This window comes from Sphingobacterium sp. UDSM-2020 (assembly GCF_016132525.1).
Lineage (GTDB): Bacteria > Bacteroidota > Bacteroidia > Sphingobacteriales > Sphingobacteriaceae > Sphingobacterium > Sphingobacterium anhuiense.
The window spans coordinates 475,776-489,750 of the sequence record NZ_CP066166.1 but is presented as its reverse complement, the minus strand read 5'-3'; the positions used below and the strand labels follow the sequence as shown (position 1 = coordinate 489,750).

11 protein-coding genes and 1 pseudogene are annotated in these 13,975 nt (G+C 39.2%); 2 read left to right on the top strand and 10 right to left on the bottom strand.

What is annotated here, in order from left to right; genetic code table 11:
• Positions 1 to 40 precede the first annotated feature (40 nt).
• The 8 genes and pseudogenes from JAZ75_RS02075 to JAZ75_RS02040 all read right to left on the bottom strand — a co-directional run.
• Positions 41 to 490, bottom strand: coding sequence for a PhzF family phenazine biosynthesis protein (locus JAZ75_RS02075; RefSeq protein WP_410528622.1), 450 nt, complete (start codon positions 488 to 490; stop codon positions 41 to 43).
• Positions 491 to 711: 221 nt separating this feature from the next.
• Positions 712 to 2,505 (bottom strand): heavy metal translocating P-type ATPase, encoded by a 1,794-nt coding sequence (locus tag JAZ75_RS02070; RefSeq protein WP_208699972.1) that lies wholly within the window; start codon positions 2,503 to 2,505, stop codon positions 712 to 714.
• 10 nt (positions 2,506 to 2,515) lie between these two features.
• Complete coding sequence (locus JAZ75_RS02065) at positions 2,516 to 3,277, bottom strand: phosphatase PAP2 family protein (protein WP_093099842.1); 762 nt, start codon at positions 3,275 to 3,277, stop codon at positions 2,516 to 2,518.
• 11 nt (positions 3,278 to 3,288) lie between these two features.
• Entirely contained in the window at positions 3,289 to 3,858 is a 570-nt protein-coding gene (locus JAZ75_RS02060; protein WP_045754281.1) for a cytochrome b/b6 domain-containing protein, read from the bottom strand.
• Positions 3,859 to 3,893: 35 nt separating this feature from the next.
• Positions 3,894 to 5,051: an efflux RND transporter periplasmic adaptor subunit gene (locus JAZ75_RS02055; RefSeq protein ID WP_208699970.1), complete on the bottom strand. Its 1,158-nt coding sequence runs from the start codon at positions 5,049 to 5,051 to the stop codon at positions 3,894 to 3,896.
• Positions 5,052 to 5,117: 66 nt separating this feature from the next.
• Complete coding sequence (locus tag JAZ75_RS02050) at positions 5,118 to 9,458, bottom strand: CusA/CzcA family heavy metal efflux RND transporter (protein WP_208699968.1); 4,341 nt, start codon at positions 9,456 to 9,458, stop codon at positions 5,118 to 5,120.
• Between the two features lie 160 nt (positions 9,459 to 9,618).
• Positions 9,619 to 10,005, bottom strand: coding sequence for a hypothetical protein (locus tag JAZ75_RS02045; protein WP_208699966.1), 387 nt, complete (start codon positions 10,003 to 10,005; stop codon positions 9,619 to 9,621).
• Positions 10,006 to 10,101: 96 nt separating this feature from the next.
• A pseudogene (locus JAZ75_RS02040) lies at positions 10,102 to 10,731 on the bottom strand (TraM recognition domain-containing protein); the annotation flags it as partial.
• Between the two features lie 29 nt (positions 10,732 to 10,760).
• Here JAZ75_RS02040 and JAZ75_RS02035 point away from each other — a divergent pair.
• On the top strand, positions 10,761 to 11,021 hold the full coding sequence (locus tag JAZ75_RS02035; protein ID WP_045754276.1) for a hypothetical protein: 261 nt from the start codon (positions 10,761 to 10,763) through the stop codon (positions 11,019 to 11,021).
• 445 nt (positions 11,022 to 11,466) lie between these two features.
• Here the strand turns inward: JAZ75_RS02035 and JAZ75_RS02030 are convergent, their stop codons facing one another.
• A complete protein-coding gene (locus JAZ75_RS02030) occupies positions 11,467 to 12,312 on the bottom strand; it encodes an AraC family transcriptional regulator (RefSeq protein WP_208699964.1) in 846 nt (281 codons plus the stop codon).
• An 18-nt stretch (positions 12,313 to 12,330) separates the two neighbouring features.
• Positions 12,331 to 12,855: an FUSC family protein gene (locus JAZ75_RS02025; RefSeq protein ID WP_045754274.1), complete on the bottom strand. Its 525-nt coding sequence runs from the start codon at positions 12,853 to 12,855 to the stop codon at positions 12,331 to 12,333.
• Positions 12,856 to 12,971: 116 nt separating this feature from the next.
• On the opposite strand from JAZ75_RS02025, the gene JAZ75_RS02020 reads away from it, so the two are divergent.
• Positions 12,972 to 13,886: an AEC family transporter gene (locus JAZ75_RS02020; protein WP_208699962.1), complete on the top strand. Its 915-nt coding sequence runs from the start codon at positions 12,972 to 12,974 to the stop codon at positions 13,884 to 13,886.
• Positions 13,887 to 13,975 lie beyond the last annotated feature (89 nt).

The following is a 13,975-nucleotide window of genomic DNA, read 5'->3' as shown; positions in this document are numbered from 1 at the left end:
ATGTTTTTTAGCTGATTCTATACTCATTCCACCATTTTTATCAGATGAATATTTCGCCTTTCAAATACAGTACGGCTGTTCCTCCCAGCTCAACTCTGTCACCCAATATCTTACAATGTAGTTCGCCTGTTTTTTCTGAAAGTTGAAAAGCGAGTAATTCAGTTTTGCCTAATTGTCCAGCCCAATAAGGAGTGAGCGTTGTATGTGCAGAACCGCATACGGCATCTTCGTTAACGCCACATGCCGGAGCAAAAAAGCGGGAAACGAAATCATATTGATTACCTTTGGCGGTTACAATAATTCCTCGTGCATTTATTTTGGCAATTTTCGCTAAATCAGGGAGTAGAGAAGCGACATCCTCTTCCTTTTCAAATACCAGCATATAATCTGTCTTTCCTTTAAATGCGGCTATAGGTTTTTTGTCGGTAGCTGTTAACAGCTCGTCAGTCAATGATACTTCAGTGTACTCGTCTACTGGAAAATTTAGTATATAATTACCGTCCTGAACGGATACGGGCAGCTCTCCGCTGCGTGGCGAATAAAAAGGAATGACAATCCCCTTTTAAAATTGCTTAATTAGAAGCGATTCTTTTTAACAGCCCTTTATGCCTTTCAACAGGTCATTATCGACCCTTCGGTCTTTATGGACGTTTTTATTTTGCTTGAACAGCGACCTTTGAAGGTTTTCCTGACAATTAACAAATGTTGTGGTTACGTTCTGTCCTTCAAAGCCCTTAATGCCGAGGTAATGGAAATCAGATCCACCACTTCCTGCAATCCTGCACCAATCAATGCCGGTAAAACACCGAAGGCTGCAATCAGCATAAGCACGGTACAAACGGCAATGCCAATGAAAACGGATTGACGGGCAATCTTCATCGTTTCTTTGGAAATGAGAATAATATCACTCACTTTTTGCAGATTGTCTCTTAAAATCACCACATCTGCCGAATCGCTGGCGGCACTCGATCCTTTAGCACCCATCGCAATGCCTACATCGGCAACGGTTAACGACGGTGCATCGTTCACGCCATCACCCACCATTACAACCGGGCGAAATTCGTCGGGCATACTTTTCAGGATTTTCAGTTTGTCTTGAGGCAAACAGCCACCGTGCACTTCCGTAATGCCAATTTCTTTGGCAATGTTTTCAGAAATACTTTGCTTGTCGCCGGAAATCATCATAATTTTTTGGATACCCATTTTTATTAATTGGGCAATGGTTTGCCGGGCTTCGGGGCGCACTTCATCGGTAAAGGTGATTTCCCCTGCATATTTGTCATTCACCGAAACAAATAACGAGGTTTTTTCCGTTTTAATTGAAATGGGTTCGGTCGTTACAAAATTCAGTTTACCCACTTTCACCAGTTTGCCGTTTACTTTTCCTTCAATACCATTTCCTTCTATTTCCTTTAAATCTGTTGCCAGAGGAATCGGTTTATCCCCGATATATTTCATCACCGAAACCGCCAAAACGTGGGAAGACTGCTGTTCTACGCTGGCTACAAAATCAATCAGTTCGTCTTGCGAATAAGAATTTTCCGGGATGATGTCGTCCACAGTAAGATCGCCTTTGGTTAAGGTTCCGGTTTTATCGAAGGCGATGGCTTTCATTCTGTCCAGTTTTTCGATGACAGTCCCGGATTTTATCACCACCCCATTTCTGCTGGAACGGCTCATTCCGGCTATCAGGGCAATGGGAGCCGCCAGAATCAGCGGGCAGGGCGAAGCCACCACCAACACTTCGGCAATGCGGTTGGGATCTTTGGTAATCAAATAAGCAATTCCGGCAATTAAAAAAGCAACGATGGTAAAAGGCAAAGCGTACCGATCCGCCATTCGCACAAAATGTGCCGGCTCTTTTTCGGAATTATGCACCAATTGCACGAGTTGCTGGTACTGGCTGTCTTTGGCGAGTTTGGAAACCTGAATGGTAATGGCTCCCGAACCATTCACCGAACCCGACCATAAGCTGTTGCCTTTGGTTTTGTTGACGGGTTTGGATTCGCCCGTGAGCGAAGATTCGTCCAGCAGCACCTCTGCACTCAGTAAAATTCCGTCCACGGGAATAATTTCCTTGGGTTTTACGATGATGATGTCACCGATTTTAATATCCTCCACAGGAACATCATGTAAATCGTTTCCTGTTTTTTTATGAGCAATTCGGGGTGTATTATCAAGCAATGATTTTAAATCTTTCCGGGCTTTTTTCTGGGCATAATCTTCCAACGAATCACCTCCGGTAATCATAATGAGGATAATGAGTGCCGCCCAATAATTACCAACAGCTAAGGTTGCAGCAATGGCAGAAATCGCCAAAATATCCACGCCAAAATTCCCGGAACGAAGCACGTCGATCATTCCTTTCAGAAGAACAATGGACATCAAAATGCCGGTTGCCGTAATTAAGATTTTAGCATAATGCGGTTCTTTCAGGATAAATTCCAGAACAAGTGCCACTAAGGCAATGCTGAGAACGATAATGAATTTATATATATTTTTCATTTTTATAAATTTAAAAGTTTAAAGACAAACCTAATCCCATTGTTTTATTTTGATAAAACGGATATACAAGAGCACTATTTTTGCTATGATCTTTTGAAAATAATTGACTGACTTTTGGGAACAACCAATAGGCAACTTCTGTGGAGAGAATTCCAATACCGGCACCTGCAACCACATCACCCACCCAATGTTTATCATTCAAAATGCGATAAACTCCCGTAAAAACAGCAATTGGATAACCAGACAAACTTAACCAAATATTTTCATCCTGATATTCACGGAACATAAAATGTGCTGTTGTAAAAGCAGTTGTAGTATGTCCCGAAGGAAACGACAAATTATTAGAACCATCTGGTCGTTCTTCTCTCACCAAATGCTTGGTAGGTAATACGACAGCACTTGAAATCAACAGTGATGTGCCTAAAATAATACTTCGGTCTTTCAAATTATGTTTTCCTTTAAGTCCAATAGCATTTAATCCATAAACCAATATTGCAGGTACGTATTGGGTATAATTATCCAGTTTTATTTTATCCGGCTGATGCTCCCCAATTTCATATTGGGTGGAACGGTTCAGCTGTTTCAGATCATCAGACGTCAGGCTTAGGATTCCGTATCCGATAAAAACAGAAGGTACAATCAGCTTTTTATATTTAAATTGATAGGCGTGGTCAAATGATTGATCCATCTTTTGACCTGTTACCAAACTATCCGTTTGTGCTATTCCCAATTGATAAACGCACAATATGAGTATCAATAATAAATGTCTCATTCTTAAATTTATTAATCATCTCCGCCAATCATTTTGGAAGCAATTCCCTTTTGAGCTGTTTTTTCTGCCAGCCAAATCCCGCCAAAATGCAAAATAATAAAAATCGGAAACCAGTAAATTGCCCATTTATGAATGGTTTCCATTGTATCTTTCAGGTCTCCATTCCACCATTTCAGGTAGGCTCCGGTGATGGATGAAACAATCACAAACAAGTAAAATAGCAGATAAATAAATCCCTGAAATTTTTCTTTTGCTGATGTATTTGCCGAAAAAGGATTTGGAAAACGAATGCCCTTTACCAACATATAAATGATGCGAACCGCAATGATTACAAAGAAAACATACGCTGCATATACGTGCCATTGCCACATAGGGTCCAGAATGCTTTTTACTGTTACGATGGTTTGTTCATTGGTTAAATCAATGCCTTGCATATTTTTTTCAATAGCTCCCAGAATGGCTTTTTTACCCATCCAGTTGATCCGAAGAAATCCGGTGATAAACAAAACCGTCATTAGTAGAGCTGTGCCCCAGTGTAAACCACGATGAAGCGGGGTAAATATTTTTGTTGAATTTCTCATTATTTTAAATTTTTATATCAGATTTTATCTGACTGTTATTCTTCATCTTCACTGGTATTTTTCAACTTCATCAATATGGTATAGGCGTTTTTGACCACGATTTTCTTACCTTGAAAATCAGCAAAGTTGAGGATTTCAACAAAGCCATTTTCGGAAATTCCCAATGTGACCGGGACCATCTTCCAGGTCTGTTTCCCGGTTTCTGTAAAGACATAACTTTTCCCTTCAAAATCCACCACGCTTTCTTCCGGAATAGCATTGGCAAAAGAATTTTCTGTTTTCACTTCGGCATTCATATACATTCCGGGAATGAGTGCAGGATCGTATTTTTCAAAATGACAATTAACCTCAGCCATGCCGCTTCCGTCCACGTCTTTACTCGTCAGCAAAATTTCACCGGCATATTTTTTTGAAGGATCTACATTGGTATAAGCCACAATCTGTTGCCCGGTTTTCAGCATTTCCAAATCCTTTTCATACACTTTTAAATTGAGGTGAATATCAGAAGGATTGATGAGTTCAAACAGCACATCCGAAGACGTTACATATTTGCCTACATTCACATTCACCTTGCTCACAAAACCGTTGATGGTACTATAGACAGGTACGCTCTGCTGAATATTTCCGGCAGATATCTTAGCCGGATTTATGTTGACCAACTTCAGTTGCTGGGCAATGGAATTCATCAGAATTTTCTGATCGCTCATAATGGATTGTGCCTGCTGCATCACTTTATCACTACTTGCCTGGCTTTGGTTGAGCTTAGTTTGTCGGTTATAATCCAGTTGGGCAAAGTGGTATTTGGATTTTGCCATCAGATAATCCTGCTGCAACTGTACAAACTGCGGATTTTCAATAACGGCAATTACCTGACCTTTAACTACTTTCATCCCTGGCAAAAGGCGGGTGCTTTTCAGATAGCCGCCCAGCGGTGTACTTACGGAAACCAGATTTTGCGGTGGTACATCAATTTTACCGTTGAGTTTCAATACGGTGGAAATATGCTGCATCGACAGTTCCGCGGTTTCAATGGGGGTATTGTGTAACTGTGCATCGGTGAAAATAACCGTGTTTTCGTCTTTCGGATTTGCAGTTTTGGTGGCGGTGGTTTCTTGTTTTTGTTGACATTGAACTGCGGAAAGCAGTACTATCAAGACCAAAAAATAAGAACCGTATAATTTTAATATTTTCATTTTCTTGTCTAATTATATATTGATTTGAAAAATTCTGTTTACTGTTTAAAATATCCTGTTCATCAACTACTGAATCGTGATATAATTCAGTTCAACCACGCTTTCGTTTAGTTTCAATAGGGCATCTGCATAATTGCTTTTGAGCAAAACTGCCTGATTGACGAGCATTACAAATTCCAGATAATTGATTTCTCCGTTAATGAATTGTTGCTGTGCTGTTTTGGTAATGATGTCTGCATTTTTCAGTTCATCAGTTTCGTAACGGTTGATGATTTCGAGATTCGTTTGATACATTTGCTTGAGCTGTTGCTGTTTTTTCTCTAATGCAAATTCCGTATTATGCCAATCGTTTTCCGCAATGCTTTCCGCCACTTTAGAAGCGTGAATTCTTGCCTTTTGTCCGCCTGAAAATATTGGAATGCCAACACCTACCATCACCGAATGAAACTGTGGTGTAGCAGAATACAGTTTATCATCAGGTCCCATACCTTTGAACGAATTGAGATTATAACCGATTTGCAAATCCGGAAGAAGTCTGGATTTTTCCACTTCGGTTTGTTTGCCGGCAACCGTTTTTTGCTGTTCCAATACATGTAACAAGGGATGCGAAGCATTTTCCTGAAGCAAAAGAACCGGTCTGGAATTTTCCAAAGGAAGATATTCCGTTTCGGAATTGAGCAACCAACTGAACTGCAACTGCAAGGTTTTTATTTCCTGCTGCACTTGTTTCAACTGAATCTCAATTGCCGATTTTTGGTTGGAAGCCGTTGTTTTTTCCAGAATATTGCTTTCTCCAGCTTTTAAACGCAAACTGGCTTTGTCTAAAAATTGGGTGTACAGTTGCAACGTTTCATTCAGCAATTTTTCCTTATCTTTCCAATACACCATCTGGAAATAACTTTGGCTGACGGCTTTTTTCAGTTCAAATTCTTTAAGCGAAACATTCAACTGGCTTTTTTTCCATTCTTCGGAATGCAAATTTTTCTGTTTCTGATACACAGTCGGAAAAGCAATGCTCTGTGAAATCCCGAATTTCATATCGTTGTATGCACTATTTATTTGTCCGTAATCTGCTGTAACTGCGGTTTGCGGAATATCGGCATTAGAAGTTTTAATCAATGCTTTGGCATAATCCGAACGCAGTTTTTCATTTTTCAGGTTGCGATTGTTTTGCAACGCTGTTTGCACGGCTTCATCTAAAGAAATTATGGTTTGTGCCTTCATTTTTATTCCTGAAAACAGCATAAAAATCAACAGAACAGAGGCGACATGTTTGGATTTTGGTTTTTTCATTTTAAATCCATTTTCGATATTGACATATAAAAGCGGTAGGACAAAAAGGGTGAGCAAAGTGGCCAATATCAGTCCGCCAATTACCACGGTCGCCAAAGGTCGCTGCACTTCTGCTCCAGCACCTGTGCTTATTGCCATCGGGATAAAGCCGAGGGAGGCAACGGCTGCGGTCATCAATACCGGACGCAATCGGCTTTCGCCGCCATCAATCACAATTCTGACGATATTTCTAATGCCGTTTTTATGCAGTCGGTTAAATTCTGAAATCAATACAATACCGTTCAAAACCGCTACGCCAAAAAGAGCGATAAAACCAACGGCAGCACTGATGCTGAAAGGCATTCCGCGTAAATTCAACATAAATACACCTCCGATGACCGACAACGGAATGGCGGTGTAAATCAGAAGACTTTCTTTAATCGACTTGAACGCCATAAACAACAGGACAAATATCAATGCCAATGCCAGCGGAACGGCAATCATCAACCGTTGTTTGGCGTTGTTCAGATTTTCAAAAGAACCGCCATACGTAATAGAATAGCCGGCCGGAAGTTTAATCTGTTTGTCCACTTTACCCTGCAATTCTTCCACAATGCTTTGCACATCACGGTCTTTGATGTTGAAGCCGACGACAATACGGCGTTGTGCATTTTCACGTTGAATTTGATTGGGACCTTCCACCACATCTACGGTTGCCAGCTGATTGAGCGGGATCTGATTGCCTGCAGGTGTTGGAACCAATAGATTTTGAATATCATTGATGTTTTTTCGGTCACTGGCATTCAGGCGTACTACCATATCAAAGCGTTTTTCGCCTTCAAAAACCAAACCTGTACTCTGTCCGGCAAAAGCGGTATTAATCACCCGATTGACATCTGCAACAGAAAGATGATACTGAGCAATCACGGGACGATTGTATTTTACCACCACCTGCGGAAGCCCGGAAACCGGTTCTATATAAAGGTTTTGTGTACCTCTTACCGTTTCAATGATTTTACCGAGTTGGTTGGCATTTTGCACCAAAGAATCCAGATTATCGCCAAAGATTTTGATGACCACATCCTGTCTTGCACCGGTCATCAGTTCATTAAAACGCATCGCTACCGGATACTGAAAACCAACTGTAATACCGGGCACATCTTCCAGTGCTTTGCTCATTTTTTCTGATAATTCGGGAAACGTTTTGGCGGAAGTCCATTCTTTTTTGTCTTTCAGAATGACCATCATATCCGAAGCATCCATTGGCATCGGATCGGTAGGCACTTCTCCACTTCCTATCTTGGTGACCACTTTTTCCACTTCGGGGAAACGGGTTTTTAAGATATGGGCTGCTTTTTGCGTACTTTCAATCGTGGTGGTAAGGTTGCTGCCCGGTAAAACGCGGGTATCCACCGCAAAATCACCTTCTTCCAAAGACGGAATAAATTCGCCGCCCATTCTGCTTAGCAGAATTATTGCCGTGATGAACAATATCCCGATTATGGTAAAAATGGTTTTCGGAATGCGTAAAACTTTCAGCAAGGTTTTCAAATAAAGCGCTTCTACTTTCTTCATTACCCTGTCCGACCACGAAGGTTTTAAACTTCTTTTCTTCAACAAAACCGAACTCATCATCGGAATGTAGGTTAGGGAAAGCAGAAATGCACCTAATAATGCAAACGCCACCGTTTCTGCCATCGGGCGGAACATTTTCCCTTCAATCCCTTGCAATGTTAGGATCGGAATGTACACAATGAAGATGATAATTTGTCCGAAAACTGCACTGTTCATCATTCTTCCGGCAGATTCTGTAACTACACTATCCATATCATTGGACGGAATTTTCAGCAGGCCCTTGAACTTAGGATTGAGGGATAACTGATGCAGGACGGCTTCTACAATAATGACCGCTCCGTCGATGATTAATCCAAAATCCAGTGCACCCAAACTCATCAGATTGCCGCTCACCCCGAAAAGGTTCATCATACAAATAGCAAAAAGCATTGCTAGTGGAATCACCGAAGCCACGAGTAAGCCGGCTCTGAAATTTCCGAGAAATAAAACGAGGACAAATACCACGATTAAAGCACCTTCCATAAGGTTTCTCTCTACCGTGCTGATGGCATTATTCACCATTTTGGTACGGTCAAGAAAGGGTTCTATCACCACGCCTTCGGGCAGGGTTTTCTGGATTTGAGCCACTTTGGCTTTTACATCTTTGATGACCTGACTACTGTTGGCACCTTTCAGCATCATCACCACCGCACCGGAAACTTCGCCCTGATCGTTGTAAGTCATCGCTCCGTAACGGGTGGCAAAACCAATTTTGACATCAGCTACATCTCGGATAAACAGCGGTACATCGTTGTTTTTATTGGTAATGGAAATGTTTTGAATATCCTCAATATTGCCCACCAAACCTTCGCTCCGAATGTAGAGAACGGTTGGCCCTTTTTCGATATAAGCACCGCCGGTGTTCTGGTTATTGGCATTCAGTGCATCAAAAACATCATTGATGGTAATGCCGTAAGCATTAAGTCGGTCGGGATTCACGGCAATCTCGTATTGCTTCAATTTACCGCCAAAACTGCTGACTTCCGCTACGCCTTTGACCTGAAGTAGCTGTCGACGCACAATCCAATCCTGAATGGTACGGAGTTCCGTAACGTCGTATTTTTGTTCAAAACCTTCTTTAGGACGAACGACATATTGATAGATTTCGCCCAAACCGGTAGAAATCGGCCCTAATTGCGGTGTTCCGATACCTTGCGGAATTTCATTCTGAACCTGTTGCAGCCGCTCTGCCACTTGTTGTCTTGCCCAATACACATCAATACCATCATCAAAAACAATGGTAACCAAGGACAATCCGAAACGGGAGAAACTGCGGATTTCTTTGAGTCCGGAAATATTGGAGTTCGCCTGTTCAATTGGGAAAGTAACCAGACGTTCGATATCGGTTGCCCCAAAAGACGGAGCGATTGTAATAACCTGCACCTGATTATTGGTAATGTCCGGCACAGCATCAATCGGTAATTTGCTTACCTGATAAGAGCCAATGCCGATTAAACCAAGAACCAATAATGCTATAATGAGTTTGTTCTTTACAGAAAACTCAATGATTTTTGTAAGCATAATTTATTCTGTTAATCATAAATGATAAATAAAGAGATTTGACGTTTCCAATACATGATCAATCCTACAGGCGGACACAAAATACACAGACTGCCCGAATGAAAGTATTATCAAACAGCAAATGCACGATGAAAGGATTCATCGTGGAAATCAAAAAAGATTAACAGAATTTCGGAGGTTTCCAGATGGCAGAACGGTAATTGTTATCAGAAAATGTATCTTCCAAAGGCAAGGTTTTGGGTTCTTTGCCTACAAGTTTTTTGGTTTCTATATCAAAACTAAAAGGGGGGACAAGTACAAAACTGATATTCAAAACATCGATATGTACGATAAACGGTAATTGTTTGTCTTGTTCATAATCGTCATCGTGTGGATGGTTTTCCAGATGGCTCCCGGCGTAATGAACTTCCAAAAATTGCAAAACAGTAACCTCCGGATTTTTTTCTTTGTGATCGAAATAATGCTCTATAAGTATAGGAAACTTCAATAACTGACCTAATTCAGTTGTCGAAATTAAATACACAGACAATAATAATATTGAAAACATTTTTTTCACTTAACAAAGTTAATAAAAAAGTCTGCTCTCTTTTATAAGACGCTGTAATTTAAAATATTTCAAAATAAATGATTTAAAAATTCAATATTATCCCTCCTGTATCAAATGCTGTAAATTCGGGTCGTTCTTTATACGCTCCATTTCACTTTCCACGATATGAACAATGTCTAATTTTATCTGACGATAATTGTTCTCAATATCCCGTTTCATATTATCTTCTCCGCTTTCATCGACAAAGGATAAAATTTCCGGTATCTTCTGATATGCTTTTGTTTCGGCAGCAACTTTCTCGTTATCTACTACAATTTCTTCGTGAAATATCTTTTGTTCTATACGTTCGTCAAAGTTATCGGACACTGAACCGACAAACATACCTTGTGTAAGTGTACTGATTTTTGAAGCTGGAATAAGACTGTCTAATTGGGTAGAAATTGAAGTTGATTTGTCATTTCGGTTAATCGTCATACTTTGGCGTTTCTGTAATACTTTCCCAAAGCGTTCTGACAGGCTCTTTGCCGTTTCGCCCACGACCTGACCGCTAAAAATATTACCGACCGTGTTCTGAATTACCTTAGCTTCCTTATCTCCATAGTCACGAATTAATTGGGAAAAATCCTGAAAGCCTAAGCAAACCGCTACCTTATTACTTCTCGCCGTTGCAATAAGATTGTCCAAGCCTCTAAAATAAATTGTCGGTAACTCGTCTATAATGACAGGTGCTCTTTGGAGGCCATAACTATCTATATATGGAGCTGGAGTTGGCAAATTCATGGAAACAGGGCCTGGGATATGGCCTGGGGGGAGTCGGTGGAGCTGCCATTGCACAGAACGCCATAAAGGGAAAAGGCATCGTATGGAACATCCACGACAAGCAGTTCAATATTTTCAGGAGCTGTAAGGATTTCAATGAATTCATCTTAGAGAGATATCCCGAGGGCGTTCAGGAATGCATAGATAGACAGCCCGATCTTCAGCAGGTTCGAGCAGCTGTTGAAAAGATCAAGTAGACATTGACAATTCATTTTGTGTGTTATTTTGTTTTCATTCTCTATCGATTATCCCTAGTTTTATTTTAGGGTCATATCGCTTTTTTATTAAAATCCTCATTGATAATGTAAAACGAACGTACCATACCGGTGCTATAAAATTCAAAAGGAAATTCATTATTATTGCACATTTGATTAGAGCATGGATGGTCACAGGATATTTTCCAGAGTTCTTTATTTTATGAACTGAAAACACTAATACAGTTTATCACAAATTTTTCTAGATTGTCTTTTTTTGGAGGGTTTCAATTACTTCCATAATTGTTCTTCATTTTGCTGTGAACAGTGAATTTAATAAGGATAATTACTCTTATACTTTTGGCAGGTTTGTTTGGCTATGAGAAGTAGATTTTGACCGATTAATGAACTCATTTTGTAATAAAATTATTTTTTATAATTCCTTGTGTCATTTCTTTTTTTTAGAAAGATCATAAAGAGATGGACTGTGACCTGTGTTGTTCTTATAAAAATGAGAAAAATGGCTTTCATCATTAAATCCAAATTCTTCAGCAATTTGGCTCATGTTAAATTGTCCAGATTTCAGTCTTTTATTAATAAGCATCAAACGGTAATGATTAAGGTATTCTCGGTAATTTATATCAAAATTACGTTTGAAATAGGCACTGAAATACGTAGTGGCAATGTTGAAATGTGAAGCAATATTCTTTATTTTTACTTTGTCAGGAATGTAAATGTGCTGATGGATATATGAAATCAATTGTTCCCTTGCTGGAAAATGGTCATTTTCGTTAAGCGACATATCCTGCATAGCTTCCTTTATAATGCCGAAAACAGAAAGCACCTGATGAAAAACGACAGGTGATGTAACAACATTATGCGAGTTGTTGTAAAGAAGTATATTATCAATTGTATTTCGTAGTATTTGATGAATTTCCGGGCTAAATTCTAATTTAACTTCCTTCAAGATTTTGTTGTTCATAATGCTTTCAGGATTGTTATTCATATAATCTTGAAATTTCCAGTGCTCTTTACTGCTAAAATAGTCATCTGTAAATTTAATGCAGATGACCCTGGTTTTTGTATCCATTTTAAAATTATGCTCATCCTCCGGAGAAATCACAAATAAGTCTCCTGAACAATATGAAAGATGATTTTGATTAATCTGATGAATCCCCATTCCATCATAAATATACACCAGCTCAAAATAATTTTGACCGTGAATCGTAAGGTGAAACGAAGCTTCTTCAAAATCTAATATTTCTAACGGGAAAAACTGTTTTAGTTTAGTCATGCTTTGCTCTCTCAAAAATTACTTGTTCGTTTTTATTTTTATTTGCTCTATGACGATAGTAGCGACAAGAGAGAGAGTACATCCGGCAACAGATTCAAGAAAACGCATTAATCCTGACCGCCAGACAATTTCAAAAGCTTTGTCATGGGTGCTCAATCCAACAATAATAACAGTAATACATCCAATTTTTAACGCTCCTGTCCATTTAAAAACAGAAATAAAAATACAGGTACAGAACAATGCAATGCCAATTGACAAAAAAAGATTTGTAGTAAAGTAAACTATTATTGTTGTCAGCAAAACTCCTACAAATGTGCCCAAAAGTCGGTCTTTCATCAGACTTTTAGCATTTTTTGGGAGGTCATCAAAGACCACAATAGCGGATACGGCACACCATATACCACTTAAATAATCATCAGAAAGTTGTAGTAACTTATTAATCCCGAGACCTAAAAAATAAGAAATTAGGATAACAAGCGTAAGTAAAGAAGCTTTTACAACAATACCGGCATCTGGGGGGTCTTTAAAAATTTCAAATTTCACAAATTATTTTTCAGATAGGTTAATATAACACAAATATACAAACCTTTATTTATTTTATACATACATGGCGGTATTCCAATCTGCTAATTTTGCATAGTTAAAATATTATTGAAATTATGGTCAATTTTGTGATGATAGCATTCTGCATAATTGCCGGAATGATATTTCGAAAAGGAAAATTAATTCCGCAAGATGCACATAAGGGAATCAACACATGGATTTTATATCTGGCACTCCCTGCTGTTTCTTTTAAATATATTCCTAAGATTGAATGGAGCAGCCAAATGTTATTTCCTGCTCTTTCTCCTATATTGGTTTGGGCTGGATGCTGGATTTTTATGGAATTTTATTCCCGGTACAAAGGGTATGGTCAACGCTCCCGAAGTACACTTGAGCTTGCTGGAGGTTACAGCAATACGTCTTTTATAGGGTTTCCATTAATTATGGCATATTATGGCGAACAAGATTTAAGCATAGCCATCATTTGCGACCAAGTGATGTTTGTACTTTTATCCACTGTAGGTATAATTTCAGCAATTAAAGGAAACCGTTCAGATAAAGAAGGAATAAAAGCATCAGTTTTGGTTAAAAGATTGCTGACTTTTCCGCCCTTTATAGGTTGTATGGGTGCACTTATCTTATCTAAGGTGACAGATTTGAGCATAGCTGAACCTTTCTTTGATAAATTGGCAGCTACGGTAGGACCATTAGCTCTTTTTTCCGTAGGGTTACAATTGAAATTTAAGGGATGGAAACAGGAAATCTCCCAGATTTCAATGTCCATGCTATACAAATTAATGATTGCTCCGGCATTGGTTTTAATTGCTTCAATTTTGTTAGGAATTAAAGGAGATATTGCACGTATAAGCGTATTTGAAGCAGCAATGCCCACCCTTATTACTTCCAGTATTATTGCAGAACAATTCAGGCTTAATGCGAGGTTAATTAACCTGATTATCGGAGTTAGCATTTTAGTTGGTTTTATTACTACAGCATTCTGGAACAGCATTATGCAGTTATTGGTTATCTGACAGATTTTAGAATGATTAAATCTTTTCTACATCATTTTGTCATCGTTCTACAAATAGACTTGGCTGATAATAAAGTATATTTGTAATAT